This is a genomic window from Lyngbya sp. CCY1209, from assembly GCF_035615495.1.
Classification (GTDB): domain Bacteria; phylum Cyanobacteriota; class Cyanobacteriia; order Cyanobacteriales; family Microcoleaceae; genus Limnospira.
Genome location: NZ_JAJENU010000506.1, coordinates 1 through 18,469 on the forward strand (window position 1 = coordinate 1; position 18,469 = coordinate 18,469).

Sequence of the window (18,469 nt, forward strand, 5' to 3'; positions counted from 1 at the left end):
GCATTGACGGCTAATACCGTATCGGCATTGATGCTGTTGCTATCATCCACCGCTTCGGGAGGATCGTTCACCCCAGTCACCGTGACGCTGACGGTAGCAGTGGCCTGATTTGAGTTCTCATCTTCAACGGTGTAAGTAAAGGTATCGACGACCTCTTCCCCTTCCGTCAGGGCGATCAAACTGGTCGCCGTCGCGGGATCGTAGGTGTAGCTACCATCGGCATTCACCGTCACATCCGCCCCCAGGGAACTGGTACTCTCGAAGGCGACGACTGTAAAATTATCGCCATCCACGTCGCTATCATTGCTCAAGACACCCGAGGCGGCGTTGACATCCAGAGGCGTATCCGCTGCGGTGCTGTTGCTGTCGTCTACCGCCTCCGGGAGGGATGTCACGGAAACGGTGACGGTGGCCGTGTCCGTTTCCCCCTCGTCATCGCTGACGGTGTAATCAAAACTGGCTTCTCCGGTAAAGTCGATGTCGGGGGTAAATACGACATTGCCATCCCCATTTAGTTCGACGGTGCCGTTGATGGCATTATTCACCTCAGTCAAGGTGAGAACGTCCTCGTTGGGATCGCTATCATTACTTAATAGCTCATCCGCAGTGATGGTTGCCGCAGTATTCAGCAACACATCAATTGTGTCGGCAGTGGCGACGGGAGGTTCGTTGAGGGCTTCGATCGCGATCGCATCTGTTGCCGTCAATGGACCTCCTTCCCCGGTGTTGCCTTGGTCGTTGGTGGTAATTTCTAACAAACCCGACTGGGTATTAAATCCCCCCGACGGGGTGAATGTCAAACCGTCCAAGGCGCGGTTAATTGATCCGATCGCACCAGTTAGAATCAGGGTTTCTGTGGCCGTTCCGCTGATTTCGACCCCTTCTGTATTTGTTCCCGATGTCAGGGTGCCACTGGTGGCACTTAGGATGACTTCGACGGCTTCGGTTCCGGCGTCCGGGTCGGCAATGGCGATCGCGTTATTATTCACTTCACTAAATACCACGGGAGTCTCACCGTCGGTGGTTTGGGCATCCGGGACGGCGTTGCTGGGCGCATCGTTGACCGGAATCATGTCGATGGTGACGGTGGCCGGATCGCTGTCTTCTATGCCGTCGCTGGCGACAATTGTCATCTGGCGATCGCCTGTCCCCGGCGCGATGGAAGTGTTGTTGTATTCGATCCGGGCGATCGCATCTTCATAGGAAGCCGCCGGCGCCCGTCCGCTCAACAGCAAGACCCCCGTATCTGGATCGTAACTCGTCGCCGTGATACCGCTCGGCAGGGCACCATTGATTGATAGCCCCTCTTCGGTTCCGTTGGCGGTATTGCTCAACGTCACCGTGGCCGAAACGATATCATCCCCGTCTCCGTCGGTGATGCTGAGGCTACCGATCGCCCCGATGGACACGGCCGAACCCCCTTCGGTAAACGTGGTGCTGACATCGCCCCCCGCCATCGTCCCGTTGAGATCCACCACCGGCGCTTCATTCACCGACTCCACATTAATTAAAACGGTCGCCGTCCCGGTCTGGGCGTTACTGTCCGTGACTGTATAAACAAAACTGTCCGTCCCGACAAAATCGGCGGGTGGCGTGTAGATCAGAGACGATCCATTATCCTCCAAACTCCCCCCGCGATCGGTGGTCGTGGGAACGTCGGACACGGCGAGTACATCTCCGGCTATGCCGGGAGTGTCATTCTCCAACAGGGTTGACTCATCGATTGTCAGCGCACTGTTCTCTCGGATAGTAAAATTATCACTTTCCGCTCGCGGTTCCACATCCGGCGGAATGGGTGTAGGAGGTGGGGGAGGTGTCGGAACGGGTGGGGTGATCGGATCTGTTGGATCTGTCGGATCTGTTGGATCTGTCGGGTCCGTCGGATCTGTCGGATCTGTGGGATCTGTCGGATCTGTTGGATCTGTGGGATCTGTGGGATCTGTCGGGTCGGGTGGTAGAGGCGCATTCGGGTCGATGACAAAATCAGCTTCGTCGAGCAGATCGCTGTCCACGTTGACCAGAACAGCCAAAAATTCGCCCGTATTGCGATCGATGAGAACGGTATCCCCGGCACTCGCCCCCTCGCCGGGACGAATATCCAGGTCGGCGAAGGTGAGGCCCCCCGTCAGTCCAATTTTGTCGATACCGACATCAAAATCGGTAATGAGATCTGCGAAGTCCACGGACGTCCCCCCAGTCGTGCCGATGATGACGCTGCCGCTTCCTTCCTCCGACTGGCTGAGGACCAGTCCCACACTGAAGATATCGTTGCCGTCCCCCCCCGTGAGGGTATCCACACCGCGATCGCCCGATAGCAGGTCATTTCCGGCATCTCCCCGCAGGCGATCGCCGCCCCGTCCCCCCAGCAAGATATCATCGCCCTGACCTCCAAACAATTCGTCATTGCCGATATCGCCACTCAGGAAATCGCTGCCCGTATTGCCAAAGAGTTGATCGTCTCCATCACCTCCGAATAGACTATCATTACCGACATCACCAAATAGCACATCATTATCCAACCCCCCAGCCAGACAATCATCCCCCTGTCCGCCAAAAAGCTGGTCGTCGCCAACCTCCCCACTGAGCAAATCATTTCCCGTATTTCCAAACAAGAAATCTGCTTCGTCACCTCCGGTTATCGTATCATTTCCCGCATCCCCAAATAACGTATCGCTTCCCTTGTCTCCAAATATTAAATCATCACCTTCGCCCCCGCGCAAACTGTCATTACTTTGACCGCCATACATGGAGTCAACACCCGTTCCGCCCAGCAGCGTATCAGCATCTTTGTCACCAAATATCAGATCATTATCGCCATCGCCAAAAATCAAATCGTCGCCTTGACCCCCTCGCAGGCAATCATCTCCACTTCCTCCTTGAAGGGCATCATTCCCCAAATTTCCATTGATTGAATCGTTGCCATCATCACCTCGGAGAATGTCGTTACCCGCCAAACCCAAAACGATGTCATCGCCACCCAAAGCAGAGATATCGTTGTCAAAATCACTGCCTAGAATTGTATCGGCTTCCTCCGTGCCAATTCCAGCACCTGGTATGGTAATAATTTGCACTTCCGGTGGGGGGTCCGTGCCATCGTCCGTGCCATCGTCCGTGCCGTCGTCCGTGCCATCGTCTGGAGTCGGTTCGACGGGTTCGGGTTCGGGTTCGGGTTCGGGTTCGGGTTGGGGTTCGGGTTCGGGTTCGGGTTCGGGAAATTCAAATCCCTCGGGCTGAAATAAAATTTCTCCGGTGCCGCCCCGCAAAGTTTCGCCCGTTTCTCCATCGAGAGTTTGCAGTCCCCCCTCCGTTTGTTCTAAGTAAACGATGGAACTGGTCGCGACAGAAACGGCTTGCAATAATGGGTCGTCGGGAATGAAAATAATCGTACCATTGGCGCCGCCAACCGTATCCCCGATCACCCCTTCAAACGTTTGGAATTTATTGGGGATGGGGTCGGCTGGAAAAATCAATTCAATGTCATTGGTCGGCAGGAGTGTATTACTCGGAAGAATCCGGCGCGATACGATAGCCGAAGTGGTGCCGATATTAACACCTGTCATGATTGGACTCCTTAAAAGCGATCGACAATGGGTTGGGGAACAGAAGCGGGGAGGGGGTAATCAATATGATCCTTGATTTTTTACCCCTGCTCCTTCTCAAAATTTTCAGCTAGATGATGATGAAATCATCAGAGCCGATGATGGTACTGATGTTGTCCGTAGACGGGTCGATTGACGTGAGAATTCCCAGGTCAAAAGCGGGCAAACTGTCGTCCGCCAAATTGGGATCGAAGGCGAGAACGTAGTTCCCAGAGAAGCCGGTATAGGCGAGGTTGTTGCGGTAAACAATTAGGGCTGAAGCATCGCTGGAACCCCTCTGATTTTTGAGAGCCGCGTTGACCGCTTGGATATTATCAAAAGTGTCTTGGAAGATGATCAGTTGTCGTCCGGTGATGTCATCTCCTTCCGAGCCGATATTCGTGATAATGATGCTTTGAAGGGGTTGGGCATCGGTGCCAACGGTGGGGACTAAGCCCTCGAAATTGTTGGTTCCGGTCAAGAATAAAAAGCGATCGTCGCCGAGTTCGTCAAAATCGGCAATGCGATCGACCCCTTCACCCGGGGCGAGATAGTAGAAAACATCATTGCCGACATTTCCGGTGAGTTGGTCGGAGCCTCCCCCTCCGGCGATCGTATCATCTCCAAGACCGCCAAAAACGGTATCATTACCGCTATCGGCAAAGATCAGATCGTTGTCGCCGCCGCCGAACACCTGATCTTCCCCGCTACCGGCAAAGATCGTGTCGTTGCCCGCTTCACCGACGATGGAATCATTTCCGCCTTCGCCGAAGATACTTTCGTCGCCGATACCCCCCTCGACGGTATCGTTACCCAAGCCGGCAAAGAGGCTGTCATCACCCGCACCCGCTTGCAGCAAGTCATTACCCTGGCCGCCAAAAAGGCTATCATCATTGTCTCCACCATCTAGGGTATCGTTGTCTTCTCCACCTTGGAGCAGATCACGACCGACACCACCCAAGAGCAGATCTTCGCCGGCTTCTCCAAACAGTTGATCATCCCCGGCATTGGCAATCATGGTGTCATTACCACTGCCCCCGAGTTGGGTATCGTTGCCGAGTCCCGAAATCATTGAGTCATCATTGTCGCCACCACTCAACAGATTGCCATCATCGCCCCCAATAATGGTATCGTTTCCGGCTTCGCCAAACAGACTGTTAATTCCGGCGCCACCATCAATGGAGTCGTTTCCGGTGCCTCCAAATATTGAGTCATTGCCTTCTTGACCTATGAGGCTATCGTCCCCTTCTCCGCCATCGAGGACATCGTTGCCGGTGCCCCCTTCCAGGGAATCGTTTCCGGCATCTCCTTCTAGGATATCTCGGTTGCCCAAACCGATGAGGGTGTCGTTGCCGTCGAATCCTCGGATTTGTTCGCTCAAGCCGCTGCCGGAGAGATTGTCATCTTCTTCGGTTCCCGGGATGATGTTATCGACGACGGAGATGCTGAAGGCTTCCTGGGGTTGGGTGGCAACATTGTCGGTTAACAGGAATAGAAAATCATCGCCTCCGGCATTTCTCCCCGAGTTGTATAAAATCGAGCCGACATTGATGTTTTCTTGGGTAAAGGTATCCCCGGTGCGAATGCGTTGGGTGACACCGCCGAGTTGCTGTAGGGTTCCGTCTTCGGGTTCTCGGATCACCTGATAGAACACCTCCGTCGGGGGATTGTCCGGATCTTCGGCGAATAGGTTATTAACAGTGATGGTTTGTTGGTCGTTGGCGAGCACGACGATGCCTCGGTTGACGATCAACTCGGGGGGTTGATTCACCCGGATGGTGACGGTGGCTTGGGCGGTGTTGCCGCTGCCGTCGGCGACGGTGTAGGTGAAGGTGTCCGTTCCCAAAAAGCCGGTGTCGGGGGTGTAAGTAAAGGTCCCGCCGGTGATGTCGTCCGGGCTTTGGAGTAAATCGCCTCCCGTGGTGCGGGTAAATTCCACGACACTGATGGGCTCGTCTTCGGGGTCGCTGTCGTTTTCGAGGACGTCGAAGGTGACGGGCTGGTCCAGGGTACGCCTCACATTGTCATCCACCGCATTGGGCGGCTGGTTGACGGGCGGTGGCGGTGTGGGGATGGGGGGTGTGGGTGTGGGTGTCGGAGTGGGAGTGGGAGTGGGAGTCGGTGTGGGCGTGGGTGTCGGAGTGGGAGTGGGAGTGGGAGTCGGTGTGGGAGTCGGTGTCGGTGTCGGAGGAGTGGGCGTGGGCGTGGGCGTTGGTGTGGGTGTGGGAGGGGTGGGAAAGCCCGCAACGCGGACGAAATCGGATTGAGTGAGAGTATTGCTATCGATGCCAACGAGGACGGCGAGGAATTCTCCGGCACTGCCGTTTTGAATGATTGTATCACCGGCATTTTCTTCGCTTTGGGTGATGCTGAGTTGCTCGAAGGTCAAGTTTCCGGTCAGGCCGATTTTATCGACTCCGGTGGCAAAGTCGTTGATGACGTCGGCTTCTTCGATGCTGCCGCCGCCGGCCCCTTCGGCGACGACGAAGGTATCGATGCCGGAGCCACCGGTGAGGGTGTCGGCGCCGACGTCGCCGGAGAGGAGGTCGTCGCCGACTTCTCCGGCGATTTGGTCGTTATCTAGACCGCCGAGGACGGTATCGGAGCCGGTACCGGCGAAGACGGTATCGTTGCCGAGGTTGCCGAATAGGGAATCGGCGCCGTCGTTGCCGAAGATCAGGTCGCCTTCGGCGCCGCCGTAGACGACATCATTGCCTTCGTCGCCCCAGAGGATATCGTTGTCTTTATCGCCGAAAATTGTGTCGTTATCGGCTCCGCCTCTGAGGCAGTCGTTGCCCTGTCCGCCGTACATGGAATCGGCGCCGATGCCCCCGATGAGGGTGTCGAGGCCGAGGTTGCCGAACAGGGCGTCGTTGCCGTCAAAACCGATCAGGATGTCGTTTTGTTTGCCGCCGTAGGCGGTATCGTTGCCGAGTCCGCCGTCGAGGGTGTCGTTGTCGGGGTTGCCGAACAGGAGGTCGTTGCCTTCGTCGCCCTGGAGTTGGTCATTTCCGGCTAGGCCGAAGATGGTGTCGTTGCCCTGCAAACCGCTGATGACGTCATCGCCGGAGGAGCCGATGATGGAGTCGTCGGCGTCGGTTCCTTTGCCGATTCCTTCGATGATGGTGGGTCTGTCGGTCTGTTGGACGTTGATCACGACTTGGGCTAAATCGGTGTCGGTGCCGTCGGTGACGCTGTAGCTGAAGCCGTCGGTCCCGAAGAAGTCTTCGTCGGGTTGATAGGTGAAGATGCCGGCACCGTTGAAGATCAGGGTGCCGTTGGCGGTGGTGGTGAAGTTTTCGATGCTGAGGCTGTCTCCGTCCGCGTCGGTGTCGTTGAGGAGGACGTCGAAAAAGGTGTCCTGTCCCTGGTCGGTGGTGACGAAATCATCGTTGGCGATGGGGGGTTGGTTGTCTGCGTTCGTGCCGGGGTCCGTGCCGGGGTCTGTGCCGGGGTCTGTGCCGGGGTCCGTGCCGGGGTCCGTGCCGGGGTCCGTGCCGGGGTCCGTGCCGGGGTCCGTGCCGGGGTCCGTGCCGGGGTCGGTTCCATTTTCGGGGACAAATGTGAAGGAACCGTCCGGATTGGTTTGCAGTGTCCCCGTTTCTTGTCCTAGGAGGGTTTGGAATCCCCCCCCTTCGCCACCCGATCGCACCACGAGTACCGTTTCATCGCCGTCCTCGATGGTGGCTTCAAAGGCCGGTTCGTCGGGGACAAAAAGGGTGGCGCCCCCTTCGCCCGGGAGGGTGTCGCCGATGCCGTCGGATGCCGGCAACAGGTTGGAGAGGGAGTCGGGGAAGGTCTCGAATTTGTCGGGGAGGGGTTCGGCCGGAAAAATTAAAATAACTCTGTTGACGGTTTGGATTTCGTCGCCCGGAGAAACTCGCAGGGCCAGTTGCGCTCGGGTGGTGGGAATTACGGAGGTGGTCATGGTGCGACTCCTAATCGGTTTGTGTTAATCAATCGAGTGACAGACAAAAAATTACTTTCGGGGGTCAGCCCGTCTCGATCGCCGGTTGACGACAAAAGTTTAAGAGAAGTTTTAAAACAAATCAAATCATAAAATAGACGGCCGAAATCTTGGGTAGCTGGGCAAGCCGAAACGCGATCGCGCTCGGGCTGGGCGGGCAAATATCATGCCACAATCGCCGGCGATCGCGACCCATCAATTGATAGCGGAGTATTCAATATCATTGTTACACCTGCAATTTTATTATGGCAAAACATTTCCAATCGAAGGCCTCCCCCGATGGAATGAAACCCAAATCGTTGACTCCGCTCATCCGGTTGCACGTTGACCATCGAGAGCTATCGTGTATCGATCAGTCAAGGGAACAGACCGGCATCCCGCGAGTCCGGGCAACTCTGTCAATCCACGGCTCCGACGGAATCGGCGGACAAAATAACGGCGTTTCCACGGTCGAGATGAGGTGCGATTGCTCCGCCAAAATGAGAAGATATCGAAGAATTTTTTCGGAGATAGTTCGGCAAAAAATTTCATGTTTTTTGACAATAATTTTGAAACAAAAAACCGCCGCAGTTGCACCCATGCTGCCCGGGCAATTGTCGGGCGCGATCGGGTCGAACTTTAACTCACCCGCCCCGAAGAAACCGATCGCCGGTTCCGTCGGGCAAACCGCTATCTATGCTACCCAGTTCGTTCCGGCTTGAAATCAAGGGGATTCCAAGGGGAAGCGGAACCCTTATAGACTCCATCAAAAATCCGAGGATTCCAGATGGGGTAAAGTGGCGTGGACGAGGGGCAACAGGGGGCCGAGTTGTTCCTGGCCGCTGACGGCTAATTCGCTGTGACAGAGGTACAGGCGATCGCCGGTCCGACTCGACAAATCTAGCAGAATCCGCTGAAGTCGCCGGCGGTCGGCCTCCATTGTCTCTTCGACGGTCCAGGGACGGCCCCGCCGTCGGACGGCGTTCAAAAACAGCGGCGCCCCCCACAGGGTACTCGCCCCCCCTTGCAACCACAAGGGCGACCCCACGTCCAGCCAAAATTGCCAGCGGTGGAACCCGCGGCTGGCTCGGTACTGGAAGATCGTCGCCAGGGTCACAGCCCGGGTGGCGGGGTCGGCTTTGGCGGGGTAGGGGTTGGCCGCCACGACGCCCCGCCGCAGCAATTGGACGAACCGGCGGGCGGTTTCCGGTTGGGAATCCCCCGACGGCTGCGGTTGCAACCGGCTGTGCACGTCCCAGAAGTGGACCGCCGTCTCCATCAATTCCCGCAACACCGAGAGTTGGTCGGGGGGGAGGGGGAGTCTGGGAATGAAAAACTGCTGGATCGCCCGGTCGAGCAGGGAAACCGGACTCGGAAGCAGGTTTTGACGGTACTGTTGTTGCTGGTTCGCCACCCAGCGGCGGATGCGATCATAGGCGTCGGTGGCCCGGTAGCCCAGGCGGTCCTGGCGGGGAAAGGCACTGGCGGGGAGCAATTGCGGGTTTTCGGGGTCGGGGGCGAAGCAGCGGTCGGCCAACAGGCCGGCCCGCACCGGATCGATGGCGGGACGGGTGCGGGGAGGGGGAGTGAACCGGTCCGCGTCGGACGGGCTGGCCGCAGGGGTGATTCCCCAAGGAGAATGGCTGAGAACTGCCAGCATTTCGGCGATCGCGTCCCGGTCTAGCAGGCGGCCCGAGCCGGGATAGACGAGGGCTGTCAGCACCAAGAGCGATCGCACGAAGGGGGAGCCGATCAGGGGCCGCTGTTCGGCGACGCCCTCCACGGCGATGCCCTCGTAGCGGAGGATTTCCCGCAGGGTATAGCGGGCGATCGGGTCTAAACCGGGGGCGACGATCGCGATCTGGTTGGGTTCGACCTCGCGATTTTTGACCGCGGCGGCGATGGTGGTCGCCGTCCGCCGCAGGAGTTCGGCCCGGGAGACGGTTTGGATTGTCCGGACGGTCGATGTCGGCGGGGGCATCTCGGGAAACCGGGCCTCCGTTTCGGGGGGCCATTGGAGCCAGAGGGGATCGAGGGTGGCGGCCAGACCGCTTTTCTGGGGCCGTTCTTCCGATTGGCATCGGGATTCCAATCCCGCTAAATATTCGGGGTCGGCCCCCAAACCTAACCGCACTCCCCCCCAGGGATTGTATGTGAATGCCCCCACGACGTCGCGATCCAACAGAAACTCGAACAGGTGGCGGGCGATGGCGGGATACTCGTCCACATCATCTGCTAGGACAAATTGATAGCGATCGAGGAGGTGTCGCTGGTAGGTGCGATCGCTCAACAAATGGCGCCAGTACAGATCGGCAATGATTCCATAGGTGAGCAATCCGCGCTGTTGACACCAATCTTGCCAACGCAGCAACACTTCGGTCATGCACTCGCCCGCGGCTCGGGGAATGTCCGCAAAGGCTTGACCCTGTTCTAAAATCGAGGGGAGATCTTCGATCGGCGTGCCACTGAGCGCTGCCAATTGCAACAGGTCGAGGGTCCGACGCACGATGCGATTTTCTTCCGGCGATCCGGGTCGCACCGGGTTGCCTCCCGGGACCGCGAGTTTTCCGGTTTCTAGTTCAGGACTCCAAAGCTCGGTGGCGAGTTCCTGTTCGAGTTCCGGACGCAACCGGACGGGAAATTTCGCCCTCAGATCCAGGCGTTCGATCAGTAGGGGCCAGAAGAGGATGGTTTCGGCCTGAAAAAAGCCGAGGGGGGTGGTGGCGTCAAAGGGATATTGTCCCCGACTCGCTTCCGTGAGGCGATCGACGAGATCGCGCTTGTTGGCCCCGTTGGCGGCGAGAATCAATGTCACCGGAACGGTGGGTTGAGTTTTTAACGGGTTGGCCGAATTGAACGATTCGGCGGACTCGGGGGGGGCGGTCGTTTGCGTCTCGGACAGGTGCGATAGGTGCGCTGTCGCGGATCGACTCCAAAGGCAAAATTGTTCGACCAGACGGGCCGTTTTGCCGCTGCGCGAGCCTCCGGTAATCCACAGGGATGCAGAAACCACAGTCAAGTCAATAAATTTGCTAAGATACCCCGTACATTAGCACTTTCTCTAAATCTCACAAAAATTGGTTTTTATGGATTGACCCATGCCCACTTCCACTTGGACTCAGTTTAAACGATTTCTCGACCGTGCCAATCGCTGGTTCCGCGATACTCCCGACCGGGCGTTAGACCAAGCTTATGACGCGGCCTTGAGAATTCGAGCCATCGAAGATGAACATTTTAATGGTGAGGTGATTTCAGCCGAGTCCGGCGACTACGGCGATCGCGTCCGGTCTTATTTTCAGTCGGAGCTTAATAAATATTTAAAAATTATTCAAATGCGTTTGGCTGAGTTCAATACCAGCCGTTCCTTACTCGGTATTTCGGAACAGATCGACGCGACAGAACTGAATGGAAAGTGGCGATCGTCCGATGATTTTTTCCGCGACGAAGACCCGTCCGAACAGGTCGCAATTATTTGTGAAAAACTCGACTTTATCGATTCCGTTACCGATCGCTATCAAAAACAAAAGCCCGAACTTAAATCTCCCGTAGAGTCCAGAGCTTTGGTGCGGGTAGATGATTCGGAAACCGTTTCCCTTGTCCCCAAACAAAAAGAAAATCGATTTCTTGTCCCCAAGCCAAAAAATCAATCCATCATCAGTTCTGACCGACCCATTTCCCCAGAAACGCCCAGCAACAACATCCAAGAGGAACTCAAATCTGACACCTCCGAGACCAGTTTTCTGCCCCGTTCTTTGCTGAGAACGATGACCCGGATCAAGCGGGAACTCAACCCGGAATCGGAAGATGAAGTCTTGAAAAATTATCGGAAATCGAAAGTTAAGACGATTATTTCGATCCGATTTATACTCTTGCTAATTCTCGTCCCCCTGCTGACCCAGCAGTTGGCGAAAAACTTTGTCGTCGGCCCCGCAGTCAACCATTTTTTAATCGATGAAAATACGCCTATTTTCCTGAACGTTAACATGGAAGAAGAAGCCTTCGTAGAGTTGCAAAAATACGAGGAACGACTCAAGTTTGAAAGCATGATCGGCCTGATTCCGGAGTTGAGTGAAGAGGAGTTGGAGGAACGGACAAGGGAAAGGGCGGCGGAACTCGCCGAGGAATATCGTTCGATGGGTTCCGATGCTATTCAAAATGTGTTTGCTGACATTCTCGCGACGTTAACCTTCGGTTTTATCATTTACACCAACAAGCAGGAAGTCGCCGTTTTGAAGTCGTTTATGGGGGATCTGATCTACGGACTCAGCGACAGTGCGAAGGCGTTTATTATCATCCTGCTGACGGATATGTTCGTGGGATTCCACTCCCCCCACGGGTGGGAAGTCATCCTGGAAAGTATCGCCCGACATTTCGGACTTCCGGAAAATCGAGATTTCAATTTTCTGTTTATCGCCACATTTCCGGTTATCTTGGATGCTGTTTTCAAGTATTGGATTTTCCGCTACCTGAACCGCAGTTCGCCTTCGGCGGTATCGACGTATAAGACGATGAATGAATGACCGCAGGGGTGCGAATTTGCACCCTCATCTGGCAGTTTATCGCCCACCAATTTTAATGACCGGAAAACAAAACATCGCCCCCACGGCAATCCCTACGCCAACAGTTTGGACTTGTCGTTCTACAGCAATTTTCAAGTCAGTGAGATACACAGATCGAGTTAAAGTCCCCCTTGTTAAGGGGGATTTAGGGGGATCGAACCGTATCGCAGCGGATAGACAACTGCTGTAGGCTGCGTCCGAACTTGATATTAGAAATGGCGAAAGAAAGCGATAATTAATAATTAATTATCAATTATCAATTATCAATTATCAATTACCGTTAGTCCAGGGCATCTTGCACCGTTTTGTTGAAGATAATCCGGCCCGGAGTCGTCCGGATATACTGGGAAATGAGATTTCCCTCTTTATCGACCCGGCAGCGACGCAGCAATTTTCCCGTTTTTTGACCGATATAGACTTGGGTGACGCTCCCATCCGTTGCGGTTTCTTCATCTTGGAGTTGTTCGGGTTCCCCCGCGATCGCTTCGCCCTCGAACCGCACCCAAACCGAGGCGTGCAAATCCACCACACCTTGGGTGTAGGCGGTGATTGCATCTTCTAAGCGGCTGAAGTAGCGATCGGCCCCCCGGGTCGCCTTCGGGTTTTCCGCCGTCAGGTAGTAGCACCCCAAAACCATATCCTGACTCGGCGTGGCGATCGGTTGGCCTGTCGCCGGGGATAGGATATTGTTGGACGCCAGCATCAACAGCCGCGCCTCGGCTTGAGCCTCCATAGACAAAGGAACGTGAACAGCCATTTGGTCGCCATCAAAGTCAGCGTTAAAAGCCGGACAGACCAGGGGATGCAATTGAATCGCCCTTCCTTCCACCAGGATCGGTTCAAAAGCCTGAATTCCCAGGCGGTGGAGAGTTGGCGCACGGTTAAGCATAACGGGGTATCCAGAAATCACCTCTTCTAACACATCCCAAACACTCGGATCGCCACGTTTAATCAACTTTTTCGCCGCACCAATATTATTGACCAACCCCTGGCGGATCAGGCGGTGGCTGACGAAAGGCTGGAAAAGTTCGATCGCCATCTCCCTCGGCAACCCGCACTGGTGCATTTTCAAATTCGGACCCACCACAATCACAGAACGCCCAGAATAATCAACCCGTTTTCCCAACAAGTTTTGACGGAAGCGACCTTGTTTCCCCTCAATAATATCCGAGATAGATTTCAAAGGTCGGTTATTAGCCCCCACCACAGTCCGACCGTGGCGACCATTATCAATGAGGGCATCCACCGCCTCTTGTAGCATTCGCTTTTCATTGCGGATAATAATTTCCGGCGCCAAAATCTCCTGTAACCTAGCTAGGCGATTATTACGGTTAATCACCCGTCGATAGAGGTCATTTAAGTCGCTAGTAGCAAAGCGACCCCCATCTAACTGAACCATCGGGCGCAAATCCGGGGGGATGACGGGGATGATGTTGAGGACCATCCATTCGGGTAGAGAACCGGTGGCAATAAAGTTATCAATTACCCGCAGGCGTTTAATTAAATTGGCGCGTTTTTGACCTTTAGCTTCGGTGATTTCTTCCCGCAGTTTTTCGGCTTCTTCTTCTAAATTCACTTCTTCGAGTAAGCGCCGAACCGCCTCAGCCCCGATGCCCACTTCCACGCCGACGAGTTCGTCTTCTTCGCTGTACATCTGCTCTTCGATTTCGAGCCACTGTTCCTCCATCAATAGCTGCTTGTAGGACAGATTGTCGGCATTTCCAGGATTCAACACCACATAGGCGTTAAAATAAACCACCTGCTCCACGTCCCGCAGGGGCATATCCAGCAAAATCGCCATGTAGCTGGGAATCCCCTTCAAATACCAGACGTGGGTAACGGGCGCCGCCAGTTTGATGTACCCCATGCGGTGACGACGGACGCGGGATTCTGTAACTTCTACCCCGCAACGTTCGCAGACAATCCCCCGATGTCGGACTCGTTTATATTTACCACAGTGACATTCCCAGTCCTTAGCCGGTCCAAAAATACGCTCACAGAACAACCCATCCATTTCCGGTTGTAAAGTCCGGTAATTAATCGTTTCGGGTTTGGTAACTTCCCCTACCACTTGACCGTTAGGTAAGGTACGTTCCCCCCATTGTCGGATGCGTTCTGGAGACGCCAACCCAATTTTGACATAATCAAATCTGTTTGAACGGTATCCGTCAGGTACAGGCTTTCTAGGAGTGTCTAAATCCTTCTTCGTTGAACGAGTCTTTGACGAGACTTCTGATTCGGTTTCGCCTTCAGGCAACACGACGGGCTGAATGGAAACAACCGCTTTTGAGTTAACCTTGGCATTAGCTTCCCCTTCACAAAAACGCCCCACCGTGGAAAATAATCGCGCCAACTGCTTGTAAAACAAACCTTGATAGTCACGAATAATTTGTTTAATAATATCCGAAGAATTATTCTGCTCTGTATTTGCCAAATCAGATGTTTTCGCCCGGGCATCTTGATCGACAGGCATCAACATCTTTTCAGTATCCTGATTGCCAAGGATTACCTTGATCTCACTATCCAAAATTTGCAAAACAAAAGAAGCAATTTTGCTGATGATTGAAACCCCGAGAAAAATGTGTCTTGGTGTTCTTGTCCACTTGGGTGCAGTTATCGATGCAACCTCCACCCAATACTCACCTTGAGCCTTCGAGTCGGCTTGATAAGAACCCGATTGAGTAATCCTCCCACCTGTGGCCTTCCAAACCAGAGAACCCGGATCAATTCGCTCACCAAACTGGTCGCGCCCTATCACTTGAAATTGTTGTTTTTCGCCCGGTTGCAAGGTGACAGAAGAAGGTTGTAATTTTAAATGCCTTAAAACGGGTAATAATTCAACTTCAACTTTATCAGTCAACTCCCCAGACGTTGCTTCTACGTTTACATAACGCGCATCGTAACCCGCCCGAAAGACACCTTGCTGGTTAATCTTCCCGCCGCGATCGCAACGCCATGACACATCACTTAATTCAAAAGGTAGACCACCACTTTGATCGTAACCTTCAACGCTAAAAAACTCATACTCTTCCGGTTTTAGCTGAGTGTGAGGCGGGAAAATTTTTATCTCAGTTAATCTTCGGGGAATAACAATTTCTTGCGTCGCAACAAACTGGTCAACTTGAGCTTGAATCGTACAGATCCCAAAACTTTGGCTATTTGCTTTGAAGCGACCATTCTGATCGATCGAACCGAGATAAGAATTAACTTTGATTGACCAGCGGAGTTTGTTCAGTTCATATGGATTGCCATACTGATCTAAACCGTAGGCTTGAAAGGTATAGCTTTCTCCTGAATTGATTTCTGTTGATTTTGGTTTGGCGATCGCCACTTTTGCCAACCTGGGTCGCTCAGTCACTCGTAGTGAAATTCTATCAGTAATACTCCCAGATTGTGCCGTGATCACAACCTTTGCAGGCTGATCTCCTGCTTCAAATTGATTGTTGACAATGCGACCCGATGAACTAGACCATTCTATATTGTCAACTGTAATTGAATTTCCATACTGATCGTATCCTTGAGCTGACAACCGCACACGCTCACCACAATACAATGTCGAGTCAGAAACAGTTATTATCTTCAATTTTGCCAAGCGAGGCGACTCTAAAACCTCAACCACCATCTTTGCTTGTATATTTCCTACTGATGCCGTGATTGTACAATTTCCCCATCGCGATCCGGCAATGAAAACATTATTTTCAATTCGCCCGAATCCTTCAGAACACTGCCAATTTACTTTATCAATAGGAAACCTATGGCTATACTGATCGTAGCCGTGAGCCGACAACTGCAAACACCGACCACAATACAATTTCGAGTTAGAAACAGTTATTATCTTCAATTTTGCCAAGCGAGGCAGCTTTAAAACCTCAACCACCACCTGTGCCTGTATATCTCCTACTGATGCCGTAATTTTACAATTTCCCCATCGCGATCCGGCAATGAAAACATTATTTTCAATTCGCCCGAATCCTTCAGAACACTGCCAATTGACTTCATCAATAGGAAACTTATCGCCATACTGATCGTACCCTTCAGCCGACAACGTCACACATTTACCACAATACAATTTCCTCGAGTTAAAAACAGTTATCTTCAATTTTGCCAAGCGGGGCTTTAAAGCACCCCTAACCTTAAACAATAAGAAGATTACCACCAATCCAATTAATAATAATACTAGGGAATTTGTAAGCATGACACTTGGTTCATCCATAGCCGCGCACCGGGTAGGGTATACCATCCCAATTTTACCCCATCCCTGGGACTGAGAAACCAGGTTTATTTTGTAAATTTTTGTGAAGCAACAGAGATGCTGCTAGAAACCGGGTTTATTTTCCCTCAACCCAGTCTCATAACACCGGTTAACTTAGGGACTGATGAGGAGAAGTTCGGGGAAATAAGTTTGGTAACGGGTGGTATCACGAGTTAACAGGGTGTACCCACACACGAACCCATGAGCGCCGATATAGAAATCCGGTAAAGGCGAGATCGTTAACATCCATTTGTAAACGCTACCTCAAGTTTTTCCCTGCTCAAAAGCCCGAACCTTCTCATATAAACTATCCACTGTTTCATCCGCGAATGTATCATCTTTACTCAACAAATACTCCCCTTCCCCCAGTTGACAAGCTACAACAAATCTAGCAAATTTGACAGGAGCCATGTGAGCAGATAGGATTTTTAACCCCTCTTTGATAACTTGTTGTTCCGTCGGTAAATCAACCTTCATAATCAACCTCCGTATTTTACCCCGATCACGTCAGCCAAAGCTGACTTGAGTTCTTAGTGTTCTTAAGCTTGGGTTGAGCCCCCAGGTGGTTGGTGAGACTGAGAATTTCCTGCTGTATCCGTTGGTAGAGGAGAATTGCGGAACATTAATGTATAGATATCAGTGGGCATTTCGATATTTTCCTGTTGCAGTGCTTCTTTGATACTTTGAATGACTTGAGATGTCATTGTCAAAAACCCTGCTCGCCGCGAATCAACCCAAAACCGCACTTCCAGATTCACAGTGCTTGCGGCCAATTCCAACACCAAAATCTCGGGAGGCGGTTCTTTTTCCAACCCTGAAAGTGCGGACAGAGTAGCTTCAATCACTTGTTTGGTATGGCTAATATCGGCATCATAGTCAATACCAACTATAACCGAACTACGACGGCGTGGCGAAGCCGTATTGTTAATAATACTGGCAGAAAATACTTCTTGATTCGGAATATACACTAACCGCCCATCATAGGTTCTCATCGTGGTTGCCCGCAGGTCAATCTGAGTGATCGTACCCTCATAATCACTAATAACCACCTGATCGTTAATCCCAAAGGGTCGGGCGGCGAGTAAAATGACCCCGGAGATATAATTACTTAAAACATCTTTGAGACTAAAACCGATCGCCACACTGGTGAGCCCCAACGCCCCCAATAAAGCACCAAAGTTGAGTCCCAAAACCCCCAAAGTAACAACTGAGCCCAGCACCCAGACGGCGCCATAACCCAAGCGTCCAATCAGAATTTCCGTACTGCGATCGCCTTCCGTCCGTTGCGCCCAACTAAAGCCAATAAACCGCACCACTTTCGCTATTCCCCAGGTCATCCCAACCACAATCAGCGCCCCCAATAAAGAGGGGAGATTTGCCACCGTATCCCGTAAAAGTTGTTGTACTGTTCCATAGAGGCGCTGTCCCACATCGATCGCTAAGGGCGGTTTTCTGATTGCCTGATCTAGTTGTTCCGCCCATCTTTCGGCCAAGGCTTCCACTGACAAACCAAAATCTTGGGCATCCTGCTGAGTAACAGTCATTAATACACGATTATTTAATCGCAACGTTGCCACTTGGCGAGGGTCATCCGGTGTCACTGTCACCTGTCCCAAAGTTTCCGATTCCGATTGTGCCAAAAGACTGCCAATTCGCCGATTGATAATTTTTGCCCGTTCTCTTGCGCCCAAATCCGCAAGGCTACCCACTTGCAAAATCGGTCTACCTCTAACTAAAATATCGGAAAAATAGACTTCACTATCAGGATTACTTCTCAGGGTTGAATTCCCGGAATCTGGCATGGGAACTATCTCGTCTTGAGCGATACTCCGGTGAGGACTGGCAAAGAAAATAAATCCAGTGGCGAAGATGACAAAGGTCAATCGATATGACCCTATTCCTTGCCAAAGATTCTGTCTAATTTTCATAGGATAGTTAGTTTTCAGATTTCCGAACCAAAACAGATTACAGTAATTTTCAAGTCAATGAGGTACACTTTCCAATTCAGAGTCCCCGTTGAAACCAAAGCGAAGCATCCTCTGGCTCCCCCCAATTCTCCCCCCAATTCTCCCCCCAATTCTCCCCCCAATTCTCCCCCCAATTCTCCCCCCAATTATCCCCCCAATTCTCCCCC

The 18,469-nt window shown here is 52.9% G+C and carries 7 protein-coding genes; 1 reads left to right on the top strand and 6 read right to left on the bottom strand.

The features are described 5' to 3' along the window. From LKE08_RS16295 to LKE08_RS16305, 3 genes are all read right to left on the bottom strand, one after another. Positions 1-3,560, bottom strand: a 3,560-nt coding sequence (locus LKE08_RS16295; RefSeq protein WP_324705302.1) for a tandem-95 repeat protein, incomplete at its 3' end; no start/stop codon positions are given. A gap of 109 nt (positions 3,561-3,669) precedes the next feature. Further along, positions 3,670-7,506, bottom strand: a complete 3,837-nt coding sequence (locus tag LKE08_RS16300) for an Ig-like domain-containing protein (protein WP_324705303.1) — start codon at positions 7,504-7,506, stop codon at positions 3,670-3,672. A gap of 784 nt (positions 7,507-8,290) precedes the next feature. Next, positions 8,291-10,543 (bottom strand): recombinase family protein, encoded by a 2,253-nt coding sequence (locus LKE08_RS16305; RefSeq protein ID WP_324705304.1) that lies wholly within the window; start codon positions 10,541-10,543, stop codon positions 8,291-8,293. A 79-nt stretch (positions 10,544-10,622) separates the two neighbouring features. Here LKE08_RS16305 and LKE08_RS16310 point away from each other — a divergent pair, with 79 nt between their 5' ends. Further along, complete coding sequence (locus LKE08_RS16310) at positions 10,623-12,044, top strand: proton extrusion protein PcxA (RefSeq protein ID WP_324705305.1); 1,422 nt, start codon at positions 10,623-10,625, stop codon at positions 12,042-12,044. Between the two features lie 319 nt (positions 12,045-12,363). Here LKE08_RS16310 and LKE08_RS16315 read toward each other — a convergent pair whose 3' ends face one another. From LKE08_RS16315 to LKE08_RS16325, 3 genes are all read right to left on the bottom strand, one after another. Further along, the gene (locus LKE08_RS16315) at positions 12,364-14,217 is read right to left on the bottom strand and encodes a DNA-directed RNA polymerase subunit gamma (RefSeq protein WP_375341436.1); all 1,854 of its coding nucleotides are present in this window, start codon (positions 14,215-14,217) and stop codon (positions 12,364-12,366) included. A gap of 2,382 nt (positions 14,218-16,599) precedes the next feature. After that, positions 16,600-16,812 carry a hypothetical protein gene (locus tag LKE08_RS16320; protein ID WP_324705306.1) on the bottom strand — a complete coding sequence of 71 codons (213 nt, stop codon included), beginning with the start codon at positions 16,810-16,812 and terminating at the stop codon, positions 16,600-16,602. Between the two features lie 62 nt (positions 16,813-16,874). Then, complete coding sequence (locus tag LKE08_RS16325; RefSeq protein WP_324705307.1) at positions 16,875-18,263, bottom strand: mechanosensitive ion channel domain-containing protein; 1,389 nt, start codon at positions 18,261-18,263, stop codon at positions 16,875-16,877. Between the last annotated feature and the right edge of the window lie 206 nt (positions 18,264-18,469).